The sequence below is a fragment of the Burkholderia sp. BCC1208 genome, assembly GCF_902833095.1.
GTDB lineage: Bacteria > Pseudomonadota > Gammaproteobacteria > Burkholderiales > Burkholderiaceae > Burkholderia.
The window spans coordinates 227,323-249,624 of record NZ_CADFDY010000003.1; the positions used below are offsets into that span (position 1 = coordinate 227,323).

At 70.0% G+C, this 22,302-nt stretch carries 7 protein-coding genes; 1 reads left to right on the forward strand and 6 read right to left on the reverse strand.

Annotation, left to right across the window (positions count from 1 at the left end):
* Positions 1-34 precede the first annotated feature (34 nt).
* The 4 genes from HWX09_RS08640 to ugpC all read right to left on the reverse strand — a co-directional run bounded on the left by HWX09_RS08640 (position 35) and on the right by ugpC (position 4,351).
* On the reverse strand, positions 35-886 hold the full coding sequence (locus HWX09_RS08640; protein WP_027786551.1) for a carbohydrate ABC transporter permease: 852 nt from the start codon (positions 884-886) through the stop codon (positions 35-37).
* 11 nt (positions 887-897) lie between these two features.
* The gene (locus HWX09_RS08645) at positions 898-1,815 is read right to left on the reverse strand and encodes a sugar ABC transporter permease (RefSeq protein WP_027786550.1); all 918 of its coding nucleotides are present in this window, start codon (positions 1,813-1,815) and stop codon (positions 898-900) included.
* Between the two features lie 79 nt (positions 1,816-1,894).
* Positions 1,895-3,133 carry an extracellular solute-binding protein gene (locus HWX09_RS08650; RefSeq protein ID WP_027786549.1) on the reverse strand — a complete coding sequence of 413 codons (1,239 nt, stop codon included), beginning with the start codon at positions 3,131-3,133 and terminating at the stop codon, positions 1,895-1,897.
* Between the two features lie 63 nt (positions 3,134-3,196).
* Positions 3,197-4,351, reverse strand: a complete 1,155-nt coding sequence (ugpC, locus tag HWX09_RS08655; protein WP_027786548.1) for a sn-glycerol-3-phosphate ABC transporter ATP-binding protein UgpC — start codon at positions 4,349-4,351, stop codon at positions 3,197-3,199.
* A 235-nt stretch (positions 4,352-4,586) separates the two neighbouring features.
* Here ugpC and HWX09_RS08660 point away from each other — a divergent pair, with 235 nt between their 5' ends.
* On the forward strand, positions 4,587-5,600 hold the full coding sequence (locus HWX09_RS08660) for a LacI family DNA-binding transcriptional regulator (RefSeq protein ID WP_027786547.1): 1,014 nt from the start codon (positions 4,587-4,589) through the stop codon (positions 5,598-5,600).
* A 336-nt stretch (positions 5,601-5,936) separates the two neighbouring features.
* Here HWX09_RS08660 and HWX09_RS08665 read toward each other — a convergent pair whose 3' ends face one another.
* Positions 5,937-8,993, reverse strand: a complete 3,057-nt coding sequence (locus HWX09_RS08665; RefSeq protein ID WP_034185563.1) for a hypothetical protein — start codon at positions 8,991-8,993, stop codon at positions 5,937-5,939.
* A gap of 315 nt (positions 8,994-9,308) precedes the next feature.
* Entirely contained in the window at positions 9,309-22,025 is a 12,717-nt protein-coding gene (locus HWX09_RS08670; RefSeq protein WP_089502465.1) for an autotransporter-associated beta strand repeat-containing protein, read from the reverse strand.
* Between the last annotated feature and the right edge of the window lie 277 nt (positions 22,026-22,302).

Below are 22,302 nucleotides of genomic sequence, written 5' to 3' on the forward strand. Positions count from 1 at the left end.
GTGGATTCCTTGCTGAAGAAAGAGGATGGGACGGTCAGCCCTTGGTCGCGCCGAACGTGAGCCCCGCGACGAAGTGCTTCTGCATCGCGAAGAACATCGCGACCGACGGCAGCGCGGCGAGTACCGAGCCGGCCGACACGATGTTCCAGGCCGTCGTCCACTGCCCTTTGAGCGCGGCGACGCCGACGGTGATCGGCGCCGCGTCGTCGCCTTGCGTGAGGCACAGCGCCCAGAAGTAGTCGTTCCATACGAACGTGAACACGAGGATCGCGAGCGCCGCGAGCGCGGGCCGCACGAGCGGCAGCACCACGCGCAAGTAGATCGCCCACTCGGACGCGCCTTCGACGCGCGCGGCCTCGATCAGCTCGAACGGCAGCTCGCGGATGAAGTTGCGCAGGAACAGCGTGCAGAAGCCGGTCTGGAACGCGGTATGGAACAGCACGAGCGCCCACACGGTGTTGTAGAGGCCGACGCCGAGCATGATCTGGCGCACCGGGATCATCAGAATCTGGATCGGCACGAAATTGCCGGCGACGAACAGCCCGAGCAGCACGAGATTGCCGCGGAACCGGTAGTTCGCGAGCGCGTGCCCGGCAAGCGACGCGAGCAGGATCGACGCGGCGACCGACGGTACCGTGATCAGGAGGCTGTTCGCGAAGTAATGAAGCATCGGCGTCTGCGTGAGCGCGGCGCCGTAGTTGGCGACGAGCGCGAACTGCTTCGGCCAGTCCCAGTAATGACCGGCCATGATCTCGTCGGTCGATCGGATCGACGTGACGAGCACCGCGAGCAGCGGCACGAGCCACAGCGCGAGCGCGCACGGCAGCGATAGCCGGTACAGCAGACGGGCGGGACGTCCCCAGCGGGACACGGGCATCGGATACATGTTGGTTATCCTTACGACTCGACGCGCACCAGCTTGCGAAGCTGCCACACGATATAGACGAGCATGATCGCGAACAGCACGACCGCGATCGCGGCCGAATAGCCTTCGCGGTAATACTTGATCGCCTGGTCGACCATGAAATATGCGAGCACGGTCGAGCTGTCGAACGGGCCGCCGCCCGTCATCACCGAGATCAGGTCGAAGCTGCGCAGCGCGCCGATCACGGTCAGCACGACCGCCATGAACGTCGCGGGCCGCAGTTGCGGCAGGATCACGTGCCACAGCAGCGTGAAGCCGCGCGCGCCTTCCATCCGCGCCGCTTCGACGATCTCGCCGTTGATGCCGGTCAGCCCGGTCAGGTAGAGAATCATGCAGAACGGAATCTGCGGCCACAGCGCGGCGGCGATCACGCCGTAGGTCGCATAGCGCGGATCGCCGAGCACCGGGATCCCGTGCCCGACGATCAGCTTCAGCAGCCCGAACGTCGGGTCGTAGAACCACGAGAACACGAGACCGACCACGACGCCCGGCAGCACGAACGGCGCGAAAAACAGCGACTTCACGAGCCGGATGCCGAACACGTTCTGGTTCAGGTACAGCGCGAGCGCGAGGCCGAGCGGCGGCGCGGCGAGAAACAGCACGAGCCACAGCACGTTGTTCTTCAGCGCGACGTAGAAGGTGTCGGACTGCAGCAGCTCGCGATAGTTGTCGAGCCCCGCGAACGTCATCGGCGTCATCCCGTCCCAGTGATGAAAACTCAGCCAGATGCTGCTGACGATCGGATACAGCACGAACACGGTGAAGAGCGCGAAACCCGGCAGCACGAACCACAGGGCCGCGCGGTTGCGCCGCCGCGCGAGCGACGCGCGTGCAGGCCGCTGCAAGCCGGCATCGCGGCGCGCGACACTTTCGGACAGGCTGGTTGACATGAGATGACCTTCGATGAAACGAACGTAACGGTGACGACGAAGCACCGGACCGGCAGCGCCGGCCCGGCCGCGCGGCGCATTACTTCCGGTAGATGCGCTTGCGGGTCTGCTCGAGGCGCTGCAGGATCGCATCGAGCTGCGTCGGATCGGACAGGAACTGCTGCATCGCCTTCATCCCCTCGTCGGCCATTTCCTTCGTCATGTCGCGGTCGTAGAACTGCGCGATCCCGCCCGGCGTCGTCGCGAGCGTGTGAAAGCCGATCTTCGAGATCGGGTCCTGCGGCTCCGGCGCCTTGTTGTTCGACGGCAGTTGCCCCATTCCCTTCGCGAATTCGCCGCTGACCGCCGGTTGCCCCATGAACGCGAGGAAGCGGCGCGCATCGGCCTTGTTGTGCGCCTTCGCGGGGACGATCAGCACATTGACCGGGCCGTCCTCCGCCAGCGGCACCGACGCGTCGATCACCGGAAAGCGGAAGAAGCTGATCGGGTTGCGCGTCGCGCTCAGCAGTCCTGCCGAATACCACGTGCCCATCAGCGTCATCGCGGCCTGGCCGTTGACGATCAGCGGGCTCAACGAATCGACGTCGTAGGACAGCGCGTTGTCGATGAAATACTTGTCGTCGATCAGCTTCTTCCACGCCGCGTACACGGCACGCACGCGCGAATCGGTATACGCGACGTCGCCGGCCATCAGCTTCTGGTGAAACGCATAGCCGTTGATCCGCAGGTCGAGGTAGTCGAACCACGCAGCGAGCGTCCACGCATCGCGCGCGGCCACCGCGATCGGCGCGATGCCGGCCGCCTTCAGCTTGCGGCACGCGTCGAGAAACTGCGGCCAGTCGGCCGGCTCGCCGTGAATCCCGGCCTTCTCGAACAGGTCCTTGCGATAGAACAACCCGTACGCGTCATAGCCGAGCGGCAAACTGTAAAGCTTGCCGCCGTAGGTCGACGACTGCTTGACGGACGCATACGTGTCGTTCCAGCCGTTCTTCTGCCAGTCCGCGCTCAGGTCCTCGATCAGCCCGCGCTTCGCGAAATACGCAAGCCGTTCGCCGTTGTTCCAGCTCAGCACGTCGGGCGGATCGGTCGCGAGCCACCCGGACATCTGCACCTTGTATGCCTCCTCGCCGACGTAGCTGACCTTCAGATCGATATCCGGATTCGCCTTGTGGAACTGGTCGAACGCTGCCTGCCACGTCGCGCGCTGGTTGCCGCGCGCGGCGACGTTCACTTTCAGCGTGCCCGCGTCGGCCGTGCCCGCGGCGCATGCCGCGGCAGTCGTCAGGGCAAGCAGCAGTCGGCTCGCACGAAGTTTCATCGTTGTCTCCTGGTATTGGTGTGTTGAATGCCGCGTCGCATGCGGCGGGTCGGCATTGCGCCGTTACGCGAACGCCGCTTCGGCGTGGATGGCCGGCAATGCGATGCCGGCTTCGTCGAAAAGGTGACAGCTCGACGGCGGCACGCGGAACGCGTGGCGCTCGCCGCGCCGCAATGCGGCCTGCCCCGGCAGTTTCGCGAGTAGCGGCACACCATCGGGCTGGTCGAGATGCACGTACGCGGCTTCGCCGAGCTGCTCGACGAGCGCGACGTCGCGGACGATCGACGGCAACCCGGCATCGCCGGACGCCGCGACCGTCAGGTGCTCGGGACGGATCCCGAGCGTCACGCGCGCGCCGCGGCCGACGTGGCGCGGCAACGGGCGATCGCGCAGCGTGAGCATTTCGCCGGACCCTTCCAGCGTCAGCCGGCAGCCGTGCGCATCGCCTGCGTCGACCACCGCCGGCAGAAAATTCATCCGCGGCGAGCCGATGAAGCCCGCGACGAAGCGGTTGGCCGGCCGGTGATACAGCTCGAGCGGCGCACCGGCCTGCGCGATGCTGCCGAAGCGCGCGACGTCGTCGCCCGCGTGCAGCAGCACGATCCGGTCGGCCAGCGTCATCGCCTCGATCTGGTCATGCGTGACGTAGACCGAACTCGATTGCGTGAAGCGCGCGTGCAGCCGCGCGATTTCGACTCGCGTCTGGCCGCGCAGCGTCGCATCGAGATTCGACAGCGGTTCGTCGAACAGGAACACGCGCGGCTCGCGCACGATCGCGCGGCCGATCGCGACGCGCTGCCGCTGCCCGCCCGACAACGCCTTCGGCTTGCGATCGAGCAGCGCGTCGAGCTGCAGCACGCGCGCGGCCTCGGTCACGCGGCGGCGGATTTCGTCCTTCGGCGTGCCGGCGATCCGCAGCCCGAAACCGATGTTGTCGAACACGGTCATGTGCGGAAACAGCGCATAGCTCTGGAACACCATCGCGACGCCGCGCTCCGCGGGCGGCGTGTCGTTCATCCGCGCGCCGTCGATCCGCAGTTCGCCTTCGGTCACGTCCTCGAGCCCCGCGATCATTCTCAGCAGCGTGGATTTCCCGCAGCCCGACGGGCCCAGAAACACGCAGAATTCGTGCGACGCGATCTCGAGGTTCACGTCGCGCAGCACCGGCGCATGGTCGCCGTAGCGCTTGGAGACATCCTTCAATGAAATGGCGGTCATCGCGCTCTCCTCTGGCCGGTCACACGCATCGGATCGGAAAATTTAAACGCTTAAATTTCTGTGGTTCGATTCGCCCGGTTCGCCGTACCATGTCGTCTCCTTCCTCTGATGTGTCGAGAAATTAGCGTATCGGCTGTCCCTGTGCAACTTGTGGGACACACTCCCAGAATATGAGCAGACACTCCCCCGCCTTACTGTTCTCTTGCGGCGCTGCCCGGCCGAACGGAGCCCTCGCATGGTGACACTCGCCCAAGTCGCGCGACGCGCGAACGTCACGGCGGCGACCGTCTCGAACGTGCTGCGCAATCCGCAGAAGGTGAAGCCGGCGACCGTCGAGCGCGTGATGGCCGCGATCCGCGAGCTCGGCTATCGGCCGAACCTGACCGCACGCGCGCTCGCGGAAGGCCGCACGTCGACGCTCGCGCTGATGCTGTCGAACATCACGAACCCGTTCTACCCGGAGTTCGTGCTGGCCGCCGAACGCGAGGCGCGCAAGCGCGGCCATTACCTGCTCGTGTCGAATACCGACGACGATCCGGCGATCACGCGCAACTACCTCGAGCGGATCGCGGGCACGCTCGCGGCCGGCGCGATCGTGATGAACACCGATCTGGCCGAAGCCGAACTCGCCGACATCACGCGTCACGGCGCATCGATCGTGCTGTGCATGTGGGAACACGTGCATGCGTCGCGCACGCTGCCGTGCGTGACCGTCGATTTCGCGGCGGCGGGCGCGCTGGCGGCCGCGCATCTGTCCGGGTTGCGGCATCGCGCGTTCGGCGCGCTCGTCGGCAAGGGTTCGGGCGGACCGCAGTCGGTGCGGCTGCGCGGTTTCGCCGACGAACTCGCCGCGCGCGGCCATCCGGCGAATGCGCTGACGACCGTGTCGGCGCACGACTCGATCGAAGGCGGCTACGAAGCGGCCGCCGCGCTGCTACGGGAAAAGCCGGGCCTCACCGCGCTGTTCGCGACCAACGACCTGATGGCGATCGGCGCGATGCAGGCCGCCGCCGATCTCGGCTTGCGCGTACCGGCCGATCTGTCGGTGGTCGGCATGACCGATATCCAGCTCGCCCACCAGTTCCGCCCCGCGCTGACGACCGTACGGTTCCCGACCGCGCAGATTGCCGCGCGGGCGATCGCGCTGACGCTCGACATGATCGACGGGATCGAGCCGTCCGCGGCCGTGCATACGATCGGCGCGCCCGAGCTCGTCGTGCGCGAATCGACCGGGGTGGCGCCGGACTGACGGTTCGACATGCACGCGTTTGCGCGTGCGGCGTATGCGTCGGCAATGAACGGCGTGGCGTCGGTCGCGCGGTTTGCGTTTTCGCATTCGACGAGGGCGGGAAACGTACATCGCCCCTTCGACGCGCGGCGAACCGATGCGGGCAGGAAGAGATCGGAAGTCCGAGAGAGCGGCATCCGACGCCACCGCTCCGCGAAACGCAAAATGGCGCGTCACCGAGACAACGCCGCGCGAGTCGACACGATTCGTCGTCCCGCCGGCGTTGTGGGTGACGCGCGTGTAGCGTGATGATTCGCGGTCGCCCGGAGCATGCGGCGGCCGCGATATCGACGTCGCCTACTTCTTGATCACCGGGACGGTGAGCGAAGTGACGAGCGACGTCACGGGTGCCAGCAGACCGCCCGACGAACTGCCTCCGCCTTGCGCGGAATTGCCGTTCAGCGAAACCGCCAGCGCGGGAACGACGCCGGCCACCGCACCGACGGCCGAACCGACCGATTGCACCGCCGCGTTGGCGACCGTCGCGCCACCGGAGATGAGCGCCCCGGCGGCGTTCGTCACACCGCCGACTGCGCCGGCCGCCGTGCCGCCGTTGAGCGCGACACTCAATGCCGGCAGGGTCGCGGCGACCGCGCCGGTGGTACTGGTTACGGTGTGCGCGAGCGAGCCCGCCAGGCCTGTGGTGACCGTCGCGAGCGAGCCCGCCGCGCCGGTTGCGCCGGAGAGGACGCCGGTTCCCGAGCCGACGACGTTGCCGGCGCCGCCCGTGGCGGATCCGATCAACGACGTGACGGTCGATGCGATCGGCGTGATTGCCGCCGTGCCGGTGCCGGCGATGCCGGTTACCGCGCCGGACATTGCGCCAATCGCACCAGTCGCTGCGCCGACCGGCAGCGAACCGCCGAGATTGCCGACGATGCTCGTGATCGGCGTGATCAGCGCGCCGCCGTTGCCGGCGACTCCGGTGACGGCGTTGACGACGCCCGTGCCGGTATTGGCGACCGTGCCTACGATGTCACCGAGGCCGCCGGTCGCACCGCCGGCACCGCCCACTGCGCCGGTCAGCGTTCCGACTGCACCGGTTGCCGTGTTGCCGACCGTGCCCACAATGCCGCCGAGACCACCGGTCGCACCGCCGGCACCGCCCACTGCGCCGGTCAACGTTCCGACTGCGCCCGTTGCCGTGTTGCCGACCGCGCCAACGACGCCGCCGAGACCACCGGTCCCGCCACCACCGATGCCACCCAGCGCACCGGTTACCGTACCAACCACGCCACCAAGCCCGCTAGTCGGATCGCCGACACCACCCAAGGCACCTGTCACCGTACCGACCGCGCCGCTTGCCGCGTTGCCCACCGCTCCAACGACGCCACCGAGACCACCGGTCCCGCCACCAACACCGCCCAGCGCGCCAGTCAACGTTCCGACTGCACCCGTGGCCGTGTTCGCTACCGTGCCGACAACACCGCCGAGGCCGCCGGTCCCGCCGCCACCGATGCCACCCAGTGCACCGGTTACCGTGCCAACCACGCCACCAAGCCCGCCGGTCGGATCGCCGACACCACCCAAGGCACCCGTCACCGTACCGACCGCGCCGCTTGCCGCGTTGCCCACCGTTCCAACAACACCACCGAGACCACCGGTCCCACCGCCCACGCCGCCCAGCGCGCCAGTCAGCGTTCCGACTGCACCCGTCGCCGTATTCGCTACCGTGCCGACAACGCCGCCGAGGCCGCCGGTCCCGCCGCCACCGATGCCACCCAGCGCACCGGTTACCGTACCGACCACACCACCAAGCCCACCAGTCGGATCGCCGACACCACCCAAGGCACCCGTCACCGTACCGACTGCACCGCTTGCCGCGTTGCCCACCGTTCCAACAACACCACCGAGACCACCGGTCCCACCGCCGACGCCACCCAGCGCGCCAGTCAGGGTTCCGACTGCACCCGTGGCCGTATTCGCTACCGTGCCGACAACACCGCCGAGATCGCCAGTCGGATTGCCACCGCCGATGCCACCCAGTGCACCGATTACCGTACCGACCACACCACCAAGACCGCCTGTCGGATCGCCGACACCACCCAAGGCACCTGTCACCGTACCGACTGCGCCGCTTGCCGCGTTGCCCACCGTTCCAACGACGCCACCGAGACCACCGGTCCCGCCACCAACGCCGCCCAGCGCGCCAGTCAGCGTTCCGACTGCGCCCGTCGCCGTATTCGCTACCGCGCCGACAACGCCGCCGAGACCACCGGTCCCACCGCCGACGCCACCCAGCGCGCCAGTCAACGTTCCGACTGCACCCGTCGCCGTATTCGCTACCGTGCCGACAACACCGCCGAGACCACCGGTCCCACCGCCGACGCCACCCAGCGTGCCAGTCAACGTTCCGACTGCACCCGTCGCCGTATTCGCTACCGTGCCGACAACACCGCCGAGACCACCGGTCCCGCCGCCACCGATGCCGCCCAGTGCACCGGTTACCGTGCCAACGACACCACCGAGACCCCCGGTCGGATCGCCAACACCACCCAAGGCACCCGTCACAGCGCCGACCGCGCCAGTTGCCGTGTTCGCCACCGTCCCGACAACACCACCGAGGCCGCCCGTCGGATTGCCGCCACCGATGCCACCCAGTGCACCGGTTACCGTGCCAACGACGCCACCAAGCCCACCGGTCGGATCGCCAACACCACCCAAAGCACCCGTTACCGTACCGACCGCGCCAGTTGCCGTGTTCGCCACCGTCCCGACGACACCGCCCAAGCCACCCGTCGCACCACCGCTTCCACCAAGACCACCCAGCGCACCGGTCACCGTGCCAACGACACCACCGAGACCACCAGTCGCACCGCCGCCGCCCACACCACCCAAGGCACCCGTCACAGCACCGACCGCACCGCTGGCCGCGTTGCCCACCGTCCCGACGACACCACCCAAACCACCCGTCGCACCACCGCTTCCACCAAGACCGCCCAGTGCACCGGTCACCGTGCCAACGACACCGCCAAGACCACCCGTCGCACCGCCACTCCCGCCGATGCCACCCAACGCCCCCGTCACCGTGCCGGCCGCACCCGCGACCGGCTCGAGCAATCCGCTACCGATATCGATCGCCGCGGTTCCCGTCCCCGACCCGGCCATCCCGATCGAGATACCGCCTGCATTCGGGCTGCCGACCGTCACCGCCCCATTCCCCCATCCCGTCACGGTGCCGATGAGCCCGTCGGGCGCCGGCGATGCGCCTTCGATGATGACGCCGTCGGTATTGCTGAGACTTCCCGGCACGGCAGTCACGACCCCCGCCTGGGACGCCGTGGCGGCCAGGCTGAACAAAACCCCGACCGACAAGGCGATGCCTGTCAATTTCGCGTTCATTTTCGTTTTCATGAATAACCTCATTTCGGTTGGACAACCGCGGAACAGCTCGAGCGATGACGCGTGGACCCCATCGCCCGAAGGCGGCGCGAATCGTTCGCGGATTGCCCGATACGGCAAAGCGTTGAAACAGGTTCAAACAGGCCGATGCAACGGGATACCAAACACCAAGCGGCGCACTTCATGAAAATTGATTCGCATCACGAAACGTCTTCAATGCGAATCTGAAAACCAACCATCATCGAACTATCAAACCATCGATCGACGACCAACAACGATCGACCGCTCACGACGCCCCCCTCCATCGCGAGCGGCCCCCGCCTCCCTTTAGAACTTCCACAACAGATTGCCGTACAGCGCGTGATCGCCGATGTTGCCGCCGAGCTGGCCGCTGTACGACAGGCCGAGCGACAGATTCTTCGTGACGGCCGCATCGACACCAACCTCGAGCACCGCGGCGTCGCGCGCGACCGGCACGCCGACCACGCTGAACGGCGATCCGCCGCTCGCGAACGACAGCCTCGACGCCGGCTGCGTATTGCCGAACGCGTGGCGCCAGCCGACCGTGCCGAACGCCGTGACCTTGCCCTTCGTCGTGACCGCGAGGTCGGTCGAGGCCCGCACGCCGACGGTCGAGAAGCCGAGGCCCGTCGTGTCGGAATCGCCCTGCAGCGCAGCCGCGCCGCCGTTCTCCTTGAAGCCGCCGGTGTGCAGGCTCGCGAACGCGAGCCCGACGAACGGTTCGAGCTCGACGTTGCGAATGGCCGTCGAGTAGCCGATCTCCGTGAACACCTGCGTCGCGTTCGCGTCGTAGCTCGCGGTATCGTGATCGGAGAAGCCGCCGAACGACGGATTGCGCTCGCTATGCACGCGGTACCACGACTGCGACACGCCACCGCGCACGTTCCACGCGTCGTATCGGCCGCTGGCGTACAGCGCGATCGTCTCGCCGTTGACCTTCGCCGACTCGTTCTGGTCGGTATTGAGCTGGCTGCGCGACGCGCCGCCCGCGATACCGACGCGCCAGTGGCTGCTGACTTCCGCATCCGTACCGACGACGAAGCCGTACAGGTTGCGATCGATCGAAGCGACGCCGTCGCCGTCGAACCGGCTATGCGAACCGTACAGCCGGCCCCACACCGCGGGCTTGAACGACTTGGCCGGCGTGCAGCCGTTCTCCGCGGCCATGCGCCGGTCGAGCGCCGCCGAGTGATCGTCCGCCGACACCGGCGCCTCGCATCCGCACAGCGCCCCGCCCGGCTGCGAACCGAGCCGCGCGCGATCGAGCACCGCGTCACGCACGTAGCGGCTATCCGACAGCAGCACGCTGCGCGTGCTCGGATACAGGTCGCCGGCCAGTTGCGTGAACGCACGGTTGGCGGTCGGCGCATCCGAGGTCAGCACCGTATCGAACAGCGGGTTGCCTGCGCCGAGCGTGCCGACCGCGCCCGCCACCGCTTGCCCGTCGGGCGTCGTCGCAACCGACGCGAACGGCGTGCCGTTCGGGGCCAGCGACATCAGCACCCGCGCCGGGTCGTACGTGAGCGTCGGCGTGAGGAACGCATACGTCGAGTTCACCGCGCTGAACTGCCCTTGCACGCCCGCGCCGGCATTCACGATGGTGTAGAGCTTGCCCGGCTGGTATTGCCCGGCCGCCGCGACGACCTGGACCGACCCACCGTTGAGCGTGGCGGAGCCGGTCACGTCGAGGCCGCCGCTCTGTTGCGGCGTGGCGCCGACCTGCAGCGTCGAGCCCGGCTGGAAGGTCGCGTTGCCCGCGACCTTCAGCGGCTGCCCGAGCTGGAGAACCGATGCGGTGCCGCCACCCGACACGACCAGGCCGCCGATCGTGCCCGTCCCGGTGACGGTCGCGCCGCTACCGACGGTCACCGGCGAGCTGGCCAGCGAACCGGTCACGGCGAGCGTGCCGCCGGTCACGGTCGTCGGCCCGGACAACGTGTTCGTGCCGCTCAACACCTGCGCGCCCGTGCCGGCCAGCGTCAGCGGGCCGGTACCCGACAGCGTGCCCGCGAACGAGCTGGTGCCCGCGGTATTGACCGTCAGCGGCGTCGCGCCGAGGTTCACGTTCGAGCCCGTCGTACCCGACAGCGTGCCGATCGACTGCGGTGCGGCCGCGGCCGTCAGGTTCAGCGTCGCGCCGCTGCCCGCGAGAATCATCGGGCTCGTCGACGCGAGGCTGCCTGCGCCGGCGAGCGCGAGCGTGCTGCCGCTGCCGATCGTCGTGCCGCCGGTATACGTGTTGGCGCCGGTCAGCGTCTGCGTGCCGCCGCCCTGCACCGCGAAGCCGCCGGTGCCCGCGATCGTGCCGCCGAACGAACCGCCCGCCGGGCCGGCCACGGTCAGCGTGTTGCCGCCGAGATTCACGGTCGAACCGGCCGCGCCCGACAGCGCGCTGGCCGTCTGCGGCGTCGTCGTGCCGCTGACGTCGAGCGTCGCGCCGTTGCCGGCCAGCGTCAGTGCGCTGCCGGCCGACAGGCCGCCGTTGCCGCCGACCGCCAGCGTGCTGCCGTTGCCGATCGTCGTGCCGCCCGTGTACGAGTTCGCGCCGCTGAGGGTCGTCGTCGACGGACCGCTCACCGCCAGGTTGCCGCCGCCCGAGATCGCGCCGCTCAGGCCGAGGTTGTTGGCGCCGCCCACCGTCAGCGTCGAACCCGTGCCGAGATTCACGGCGTTGCCGAGCGTCGTGCCGGGCACGCTGGTCCCGAGCGTGCCGCCGTTGCCGCCGACACTCAGCGTGCCGCTGCCGAGTGCGGTCGGCGTGCCGGCGACCAGCGTGCCGCCGCCCGTGACGCTGGTGCCGCCCGTGTACGTGTTGGCGCCGGAAAGCGTCGTCGTCGCCGGGCCGCCGAGCGCGAGCGCGCCGCTGCCGGAGATCGGGCCGCTCAGACCGAGGTCGTTCGCACCGCCCACCGTCAGCGTCGATCCCGTGCCGAGGTTCACCGCGTTGGCGAGCGTCGTACCCGGCGTGCCCGCGGCCAGCGTGCCGCCCGCGCCGCCGGTGTTCAGCGTGCCGGTGCCGAGCGCCGTGTTGCTGCCCGCGACCAGCGTGCCGCCGCCGGTCAGGTTCGTGCCGCCCGTGTACGTGTTCGGCCCGGTCAGCGTTTCGGTGCCCGTGCCGGCCAGCGTGAGGCTGCCGCCCGTGCCGGCGATGGTGCCGCCGTACGTGCCGCTGCCCGACCCGCCAAGCGTCAGCGTGTTGCCGCCGAGGTTCACCGTCGAACCCGCGACGCCCGACAGCGCGTTCGTCGTTTGCGGCGTCGTCGCGCCGCTGACGTCGAACGTTGCGCCCGCACCGGTCAGGCTCAGCGGGCTGCTGCCGGACAGGCTGCCTCCCGCGCCGATCGCCAGCGTGCCGCTGTTGATCGTCGTCGCGCCGGTGTACGTGTTGTTGCCCGTCAGCGTTTCAGTACCGGTGCCCGACAACGTCAATCCGCCCGTGCCGCCGACCGTCCCGCCGAACGTGCCGCTGCCCGATCCGCCGAGCGTCAGCGTGTTGCCGCCGAGATTCACCGCCGAACCCGATACGCCGGACAGCGCGCCGGTGGTCTGCGGCGTCGTCGCGGCACTCAGGTCGAGCGTCGCACCGCTGCCCGCCAGATCCACCGCGCTACCCGACGACAGGCTGCCGCCCGCGCCGACCGCCAGCGTGCTGCCGTTGCCGATCGTCGTGTTGCCCGTGTACGAGCTGGTGCCGCTGAGGGTCGTCGTCGACGGACCGTTCACAGCCAGATTGCCGCTGCCCGAGATCGCGCCGCCGAGGCCCAGGTTGTTCGCGCCGCCGACCGTCAGCGTCGAGCCCGAACCCAGGTTGACCGCGTTGGTCAGCGTCGTGCCGGCCACACTCGTGCCGAGCGTGCCGCCTGCGCCGCTGGTGTTCAGCGCACCTGTGCCGAGCGCCGAACCGTTGCCGGCGAGCAGCGTGCCGCCGCCCGCCAGGTTCGTGCCGCCCGTGTACGTGTTCGGACCGGTCAACGTTTCGGTACCGGTACCCGCCAGCGTCAGGCTGCCGCCCGTGCCGGCGATCGTACCGCCGAACGTGCCGCTGCCCGACCCGCCGAGTGTCAGCGCGTTACCGCCGAGGTTCACCGTCGAACCCGCGACGCCCGCCAATGCTCCCGTCGACTGCGGCGACGTGGCCGCGCTCACGTCCAGCGTCGAGCCCGCACCGGCCAGATCGACCGCGCTGCCCGACGACAGGCTGCCGCCCGCGCCGATGGCCAACGTGCTGCCGTTGCCGATCGTCGTGCTGCCGGTGTACGTGCTCGCGCCGGTGAGCGTCGTCGTCGACGGGCCACTCACCGCCAGATTGCCGCTGCCCGAGATCGCGCCACCCAGGCCCAGGTTGTTCGCGCCGCCGACCGTCAGCGTCGAACCTGCACCGAGATTCACCGCGTTGCCGAGCGTCGTGCCGGCCACGCTGGTGCCGAGCGTGCCGCCCGCGCCGCTCGTGTTCAGCGTACCCGTGCCCAGTGCCGAACCGTTGCCCGCGATCAACGTGCCGCCGCCGGTGAGGCTCGTACCGCCCGTATAGGTGTTGTTGCCCGTCAACGTTTCGGTACCCGTGCCCGCCAGCGTGAGGCTGCCGCCCGCGCCCGCGATCGTGCCGTCGTACGTGCCGCTGCCCGTGCCGCCGAGCGCCAGGTTGTTGCCGCCGAGATTCACCGTCGAACCGGCCACGCCCGACAGCGTGCCCGTCGTCTGCGGCGTGGTCGCGCCGCTCAGGTCGAAGGTTGCGCCCGCACCCGTCAGGCTCACCGGCGTCGTCCCCGACAGGCTGCCGCCCGCGCCGATCGCCAGCGTGCCGCTGTTGATCGTCGTGGCGCCGGTGTAGCTATTGCTGCCCGTCAGCGTTTCGGTGCCGGTGCCCGACATCGTCACGCCGCCCGTGCCGGCGATGTTGCCCGCGTAGGTGCCGCTGGCCGACCCGCCGAGCGTCAGGTTGTTGTTGCCCAGGTTCACCGTCGAGCCGGCCACGCCCGAGATCGCGCCGGTCGATTGCGGCGACGCGGCGCCGCTGAGGTCGAGCGTCGCGCCGGACGCCGTGAGGCTGACCGGGCTGCTCGACGACAGGCTGCCGTTGCCGCCGATCGCCAGCGTGCCGCTGTTGATCGTCGTCGCGCCGGTGTACGTGTTGGTCCCGGTCAACGTTTCGGTGCCGGTGCCCGACAGCGTCAACCCGCCCGTGCCGCCGATCACGCCCCCGTACGTGCCGCTGCCTGCGCCGCCGAGCGTGAGCGTATTGCCGCCCAGGTTGACGTTCGTGCCCGTGCCGCCGGACAGCGCGCCGCTCGTCTGCGGCGACGTGGCCGCGCTCAGGTCGAGCGTGGCGCCGGTGCCGGACAGGTCGATCGCGCTGCCCGACGACAGGTTGCCGCCCGCGCCGACCGCCAGCGTGCTGCCGCCGCCGATCGTCGTGCTGCCGGTGTAGGTGTTCGCGCCCGACAGCGTCGTCGTCGACGGACCATTCACCGCGAGGTTGCCGCTGCCGCTGATCGCACCGCCGAGGCCGAGATCGTTCGTACCCCCGACCGTCAGCGTCGAACCGCTGCCGAGGTTCACCGCGTTGCCGAGCGTCGTGCCGGGCGTGCTCGCGGCCAGCGTACCGCCCGCGCCGCTCGTGTTCAGCGCACCCGTGCCGAGCGCCGAACCGCTGCCCGCGATCAACGTGCCGCCGCCGCTCAGGGTCGTGCCGCCCGTGTACGTGTTGTTGCCGGTCAGCGTTTCGGTACCCGTGCCCGACAACGTGAGGCTGCCGCCCGCGCCCGCGATCGTGCCGCCATACGTGCCGTTGCCCGTGCCACCGAGCGTCAGGTTGTTGCCGCCGAGGTTCACCGTCGAACCTGCGACGCCCGACAGCGTACCGGTCGTCTGCGGCGTGGTCGCGCCGCTGACGTCGAACGTTGCGCCCGCACCGGCCAGATTGACGGGGCTGCTGCCGGACAGGCTGCCGCCCGCGCCGATCGCCAGCGTGCCGCTGTTGATCGTCGTCGCGCCGGTGTACGTGTTGGTCCCGGTCAAGGTTTCCGTGCCGGTGCCCGACAGCGTCAATCCGCCCGTGCCGCCGACCGTCCCGCCGAACGTGCCGCTGCCCGACCCGCCGAGCGTCAGCGTGTTGCCGCCGAGATTCACCGCGGAACCCGCTGCGCCGGACAACGTGCCGGTCGTCTGCGGCGACGTGGCCGCGCTCACGTCCAGCGTCGAGCCTGCACCGGCCAGATCGATCGCGCTGCCCGACGACAGGCTGCCGCCCGCACCGACCGCCAGCGTGCTGCCGCCGCCGATCGTCGTGTTGCCGGTGTACGTGCTCGCGCCGGTGAGCGTCGTGGTCGACGGGCCGTTCACCGCGAGGTTGCCGCTTCCCGAGATCGCGCCGCCGAGGCCCAGGTTGTTCGCGCCGCCGACCGTCAGCGTCGAGCCCGAACCCAGGTTGATCGAGTTGGTCAGCGTCGTGCCGGCCACGCTCGTACCGAGCGTGCCGCCTGCGCCGCTCGTGTTCAGCGCACCCGTGCCGAGCGCCGAGCCGCTGCCCGCGATCAACGTGCCGCCGCCGGTGAGACTCGTACCGCCCGTATAGGTGTTGTTGCCGGTCAGCGTTTCGGTACCGGTGCCCGACAGCGTGAGGCTGCCGCCCGCGCCCGCGATCGTGCCGTCATACGTGCCGCTGCCCGACCCGCCGAGCGTCAGGTTGTTGCCGCCGAGGTTCACCGTCGAACCGGCCACGCCCGACAGCGTGCCCGTCGTCTGCGGCGTGGTCGCGCCGCTGACGTCGAAGGTCGCGCCCGCGCCGGCGAGATTCACCGGGCTGCTCGCGGACAGGCTGCCGCCCGCGCCGATCGCCAGCGTGCCGCTGTCGATCGTCGTCGCCCCCGTGTACGTATTGGTTCCGGTCAGCGTTTCCGTCCCCGTGCCGGCCATCGTCAGCCCGCCGGTGCCGCCGATCGTCCCCGCATAGCTGCCGTTGCCGGCGCCGGCCAGCGTCAGCGTGTTGCCGCCGAGATTCACGTTCGTGCCCGCCACGCCGGACAGCATCCCGCTCGTTTGCGGCACGGTCGCCGCGCTGATGTCGAGGGTCGCGCCCGTGCCGGCGAGATCGAGCGCGCTGCCCGACGACAGGCTGCCGCCCGCGCCGACCGCCAGCGTGCTGCCGCCGCCGATCGTCGTATTGCCGGTGTAGGTGTTGGTTCCCGTGAGCGTCGTCGTCGACGGGCCGCTGACCGACAGACCGCCGCTGCCCGAGATCCCGCCGCCCAGCCCGAGATCGTTCGTACCGCCAACCGTCAGCGTCGATCCCGCGCCAAGATTGACTGTATTGCCGAGCGTCGTGCCGCCCACGCTCGTGCCGAGCGAGCCGCCCGCGCCCGTCACGTTCAGCGCGCCGGAACCCAGTGCGCTGCCGTTGCCGGCGATGAGCCCGCCGCCGCTCAACGTCGTGCCGCCGCCGTAGGTGTTCGTGCCGGTGAGCGTCGTGGTGCCCGCACCGGTCTGCGCCAGGCCGCCGCTGCCGGAAATCGTGCCGCTCAGGCCGAGATCGTTCGCGCCGTTCAGCCCGAGCGTCGCGCCCGCGCCGAGCGTGACCGCGTTGCCGAGCGTCGTGCCGCTCACGCTCGCGTTCAGCGTGCCGTTGCCGGTCACGTTCAATGCGCCGGAACCGAGCGCCGTATTGCTGCCCACGCTCAGTCCGCCGCTGCTCAACGTCGTCCCGCCGCCATAGGTGTTCGCGCCGCCGAGCGTGGTCGTGCCCGAGCCGGACTGCACCACGCCGCCCGCGCCGGAAATCATGCCGCTCAGGCCGAAGTCGAACGCGCCGCCGAGATTCAGTGCTGAGCCGGCGCCCAGATCGACGGCGTTCGCCAGCAGCAGGTTCGCCGTGCTCGCGCTGAGCGCGCCGCCGCTGCCGGTGACGCTGAGTGCGCCCGTGCCGAGCGCCGTGTTGCTGCCGACCGACAGGCCGCCGGCACTCAGCGTCGTGCCGCCCGTGTAGGTGTTCGCACCGGTGAGCGCGGTCGTGCCGCTGCCGACCTGCGCGAGACTACCGCCGCCGGCGATGACGCCGCCGAGGCCGAGATCGTTCGTGCCGCCGAGCGTCAGCGCCGAACCGGTGCCGAGATTCACGGCATTGTTCAGCGTCGTGCCGGCGACGCTCGCGGCCAGCGTGCCGCCTGCGCCGCTCGTGTTCAGCGCGCCGGTGCCGAGCGCCGCACCGTTGCCGGCAAGCAGCGTGCCGCCGCCGGTCAGGTTCGTGCCGCCCGTGTACGTGTTGGTCCCGTTCAGCGTTTCGGTGCCCGTACCCGACAGCGTCAGGCTGCCACCGGCCCCCGCGATCGTGCCGTCGTACGTGCCGCTGCCTGCACCACCGAGTATCAGGCCATTGCCGCCGAGGTTCACCGTCGAACCGGTCACACCCGACAGCGTGCCGATCGCCTGCGGCAGCGCCGCGCCGCTCAGGTCGAACGTCGCGCCGGCCCCGCCGAGATTCACGGCGCCGCTTGCTGCCAGGCTGCCGCCCGCGCCGAGCGCCAGCGTGCCGCTGTTGATCGTCGTGCCGCCGATATAGGTGTTCGCGCCGGTCAGCGTCTCCGTGCCGGTGCCGGCCATCGTCAGCCCGCCCGCGCCGCCGATCGTGCCGCCGAACGTGCCGTTACCGGAGCCGCCGAGCGTCAGCGTATTGCCGCCGAGATTCACCGCCGAGCCGGCCGTGCCGACCAGCCCGCCCGTCGTCTGCGGCGACGTGGCCGCGCTCAGGTCGAGCGTCGCGCCCGCGCCGGCCAGATCGAACAAACTGCCGCCGGACAGGCTGCCGCCCGCGCCCACCGCGAGCGTGCTGCCGTTGCCGATCGTCGTGTTGCCGGTGTAGCTGCCCGCCCCCGTGAGCGTCGTGATCGACGGGCCGCTCACCGCGAGGTTGCCGCCGCCCGAAATCGCGCCGCCCAGGCCCAGGTTGTTTGCGCCGCCGACCGTCAACGTCGCGCCCGAGCCAAGATTCACCGCATTGCCGAGCACAGTGCCGCCGACGCTCGTACCGAGCGAGCCGCCCGCGCCGGTAACGTTCAACGCGCCCGTGCCGAGCGCCGCGCCGTTGCCCGCGACGAGCCCGCCGCCGGCGAGCGTCGTGCCGCCCGTGTACGTGTTCGTACCGAGCAGCGTCGTCGTGCCGCTGCCGGTTTGCGCAAGCCCGCCGTCGCCGGCAATCACGCCGCCCAGGCTCAGATCGGCCGTGCCGTTCAGGCCGAGCGTCGCGCCGGCGCCGAGGTTCACCGCGTTGCCGAGCAAGGTACCGGCGACGTTCGTGGCGAGCGTGCCGCCCGCGCCGCTCACGTTCAGCGCACCGGTGCCGAGCGCCGCGCCGTTGCCGGCGATGAGCCCGCCGGCGCTCAACGTCGTGCCGCCCGTGTACGTGTTCGCACCGAGCAGCGTCGTCGTGCCGGTGCCGGTTTGCGCGAGGCTGCCGTTGCCGGCGATCGTGCCGCTCAGGCCGAGATCGTTCGCGCCGTTCAGCCCCAGCGTGACGCCGGCACCGAGATTGACCGCGTTGCCGAGCGTCACGCCCGGCACGCTCGCGCCGAGCGAAGCCGAGCCGTTGACGTCGAGCGCGCCGAGGCCGAGCGCCGCGCCGCTGCCGACGACCAGGCTGCCGCCCGTCAGCGCCGTGCCGCCCGCATAGGTGTTGTTGCCGGTCAGCGTTTCGGTGCCGGTGCCGGAAAGCGTCAGCCCGCCCGCACCGCCGATGTTGCCGGCGAAGACGCCGCTGCCGCTGCCTGCCAGCGTCAGGTTGTTCGAACCGAGATCGATCGTCGAACCCGCGACACCCGACAGCGTGCCGATCGACTGCGGCGTGGTCGCACCGGTGATGTTGAACTGCGCACCGGCGCCCGTCAGGTTGACGGGGCTCGACGCGGCGAGGCTGCCGCCCGCGCCGATCGCGAGCGTGCCGCTGCCGATCGTGGTGCCGCCGGTAAACGTCTCGGCCGCGGTGAGCGTCGTCGTCCCCGGACCGCTCACGGACAGGCCGCCCGCGCCGGAAATGATCCCGCCCAGCCCGAGGTCGTTCGCACCGCCAACCGTCAGTGCCGCGCCCGCGCCGAGCTGGATCGCATTGCCGAGCACCGTGCCGCCGACGGTCGTGCCGAGCGAGCCGCCCGCGCCGGTCACGCTCAGCGCACCCGTGCCCAGCGCCGCGCCGTTGCCGGCGAGGATTCCGCCGCCGCTCAGCGTCGTACCGCCCGAGAACGTGTTCGCGCCGGTCAACGTCGTGATGCCCGAACCGGTTTGCGCGAGCCCGCCGGTACCGGCGATCACGCCGTTCAGGCCGAGATCGTTCGCGCCGGTCAACGCGAGCGTCGCGCCCGCGCCGAGGTTCACCGCGTTGCCCAGCGTCGTGCCGTTCACGCTCGCGCCGAGCGCACCGCCCGCGCCGGCGACGTTCAGCGCGCCGCTGCCCAGCGCCGTATTGCTGCCGGCGAGCAGCGTGCCGGCGCTCAGGGTCGTGCCGCCGCCGAAGGTGTTCGCGCCGGACAGCGTCGTCGTCCCCGTGCCGCTCAGCACGAGACCGCCGGTGCCGCCAATCGAGCCGCTCAGGCCGAGGTCGTTCGCGCCGTTCAGCGTCAGCGACGCGCCGTTCAGGTCGATCCCGTTCGTGAGCGCTGCGCCGGCGGCCAGATCGGTGCTCAGCGAACCGCCGAGGCCGCTCACGGTCAATGCGCCGCCCACGCCGAGCGCCGAGTTGCCACCGACGATCAGGCTGCCGCCACCCGTCAGGCTCGCGCCGCCCGTGAACGTGTTCGCGCCGGACAACGTCGTGGCGCCGGTGCCGCCGAGCGCCAGGGCGCCCGCGCCCGAGATCGCGCCGCTCAGGCCGAGATCGGCCGCGCCGTTCAGGCCGAGCGTGGCGCCCGCGCTCAGGTTGACCGCATTGCCGAGCACGGTGCCGCCGACGTTCGTCGCGAGCGTGCCGCCCGCGCCGACCACGTTCAGCGCCCCCGTGCCCAATGCCGCGCCGTTGCCGGCGATCAGTCCGCCTCCGCTCAGCGCCGTGCCGCCCGTAAACGTGTTCGCGCCGAGCAGCGTCGTCGTGCCGGCACCGGATTGCGCCAGGCTGCCGTTCCCGCCGATCGCACCGCCCAGGCTCAGGTCGGCCGCGCCGTTCAGGCCCAGCGTCGCGCCCGCGCCCAGGTTGACTGCGTTGCCGAGCAGCGTGCCGCCGACGCTCGTCGCGAGCGTGCCGCCCGCGCCGGATACGTTCAACGCGCCCGTGCCGAGCGCCGCGCCATTGCCGGCGATCAACCCGCCGCCGCTCAGTGCGGTGCCGCCCGAGAACGTGTTCACGCCGAGCAGCGTCGTCGTGCCCGTGCCGCTTTGCGCGAGGCCGCCGTTACCGGCGATCGTGCCGCCGAGGCTCAGGTCGGCCGCGCCGTTCAGGCCCAGCGTGGCCCCTGCGTCGAGATTCACCGCATTGCCGAGCAGCGTTCCGCCGACGTTCGTCGCGAGCGTGCCGCCCGTGCCGGCCACGTTCAGCGCCCCCGTGCCCAATGCCGCGCCGTTGCCGGCGATCAGCCCGCCGCCGCTCAGCGCCGTGCCGCCCGAGAACGTGTTCGCGCCCAACAGCGTCGTCGTCCCCGTGCCGGTTTGCGCGAGACTGCCAGTGCCTGCGATCGTACCGCCCAGACCGAGGTCGGCCGAACCGTTCAGGCCCAACGTCACGCCGGTATCGAGATTCACCGCGTTGCCGAGCAGCGTGCCGCCGACGCTGGTGCCGAGCGTGCCGCCCGCGCCGCTCACGTTCAGCGCGCCCGTGCCGAGCGCCGTGCCGGTGCCGACGATGAGCCCGCCGCCCCCCGTCAGATTCGTTCCTCCCGTGAACGAATTGGCGCCGTTCAGCGTCAGCGCGCCGGTGCCGCTCACGTTCAGCGGGCCGCCGCCGGCGATCGCCCCCGACAACGCGAGCCCGGTCGCGCCGTCCACCGTCAGGCCGCCGGTCAGCGTCACGTTGTTGAGCAGGTTCACGCCGGCCGCGCCGGCCTCGAGCGTGCCGCCGCCGCCGACGATCGTGCCGGTGCCCAACGCACCGGCGCCGTGGACGATCGCGGTGCCGCCGGTCAGCGACGCGTTCGTCGCGGTCGATGCGCCGGTGATGTCCCACGTGCCGCCCTGCACGGCGAGGTTGTTGAAATTGCCGTACGTATCGACCGCAATGGCGCCGTTCGTCGCGCCGCCGGCGGCCGTGTTCAGTTGCAGGTTGAGCGTGTTGTTGCCGCCCAGCCCGGCATCGACGCCGAGCCCGACCGACGATCCGGTCAGCGCATTGAACGTGTTCGACGTGCCCAAGGCCGCGCCCAGCGACACGTTGCCCGTGACGGTGCCGGCGTTGGTGAACGTGTTGCCCGTGCCCGGCGTCCCGCTGGGCGCGAGCACCACCGAACCGTTGATCGTGCCGCCGCTCGCGTTGGTGAAGTTGGCCTGCGCGCCGCCCGACGTGGTCACGACCTGCGCGGTGGGCCCCGCGCCGAAGCCGAGCAGGCCGGTCGTACCGATCGTGCCGGCATTCGTGATGTTCGTCGTGCCGCCGGTGCCGTTGTATACCGTCAACGCCGGCCCGTTGAGCAGCGAGCTCGTCGACCCCATCATCACGCCCGAGCTGGCGTTCGTGACGTTGACGGTGCTCGCCGACGCGATATTGCCGACCACCGTGCCGTTCGACACGATGCTCAACCCGGACAACGCGGGGTCGATCGTGCCGTTGTTGGTCAGCGTGACGCCGCTGCCCGTCAGCGACAGCGCCGTGCCGCCGATCAACGGCACCACGGAAACGGTCGCGCCGGACTGGACGGTCAGGTTGAGATTGTTCGTGCCGTTCGAATAGGACGTGCTGGCTCCGGTACAACTGACGGTCGTCGTTCCGGTGCAGGCAGCCAGTGCGTCGACGGGGACGATCCCGGCGCCGACCAGCGCGACCAGCATGCCGGTCGGGACGAGGAATTTCGGACGTGCTTCCGCGCGCTTTTTGTTCGAGCCCATGCGCATACGCATAATCACACCTTCCCATAAGAGAATCGACGACACCGGGCATTCACTCGGCGAATTAAAATGGCCTGAGATAAATACCGGAATGCGTTATTCGATGTTTTCCGGAAAAACACCGTCCCGTCACCAATCCGAAGCGGCTGGCTGGATTAAAAACAAACAAGAACGAATCGACGAGAATTATTGAATCGGCATATTTTACTTTTAACCCCCTTCATTACCCGGTAAATTTTCCACTAATCAATAATAGTTGTTTTCACGACACCGTAAACGTTGCCTCGAC

Coding starts and splice junctions, on each gene's coding strand:
- HWX09_RS08640 (WP_027786551.1), bottom strand. CDS start 886: ATGTATCCGATGCCCGTGTCCCGCTGGGGACGTCCCGCCCGTCTGCTG.
- HWX09_RS08645 (WP_027786550.1), bottom strand. CDS start 1,815: ATGTCAACCAGCCTGTCCGAAAGTGTCGCGCGCCGCGATGCCGGCTTG.
- HWX09_RS08650 (WP_027786549.1), bottom strand. CDS start 3,133: ATGAAACTTCGTGCGAGCCGACTGCTGCTTGCCCTGACGACTGCCGCG.
- ugpC (WP_027786548.1), bottom strand. CDS start 4,351: ATGACCGCCATTTCATTGAAGGATGTCTCCAAGCGCTACGGCGACCAT.
- HWX09_RS08660 (WP_027786547.1), top strand. CDS start 4,587: ATGGTGACACTCGCCCAAGTCGCGCGACGCGCGAACGTCACGGCGGCG.
- HWX09_RS08665 (WP_034185563.1), bottom strand. CDS start 8,993: ATGAAAACGAAAATGAACGCGAAATTGACAGGCATCGCCTTGTCGGTC.
- HWX09_RS08670 (WP_089502465.1), bottom strand. CDS start 22,025: ATGCGTATGCGCATGGGCTCGAACAAAAAGCGCGCGGAAGCACGTCCG.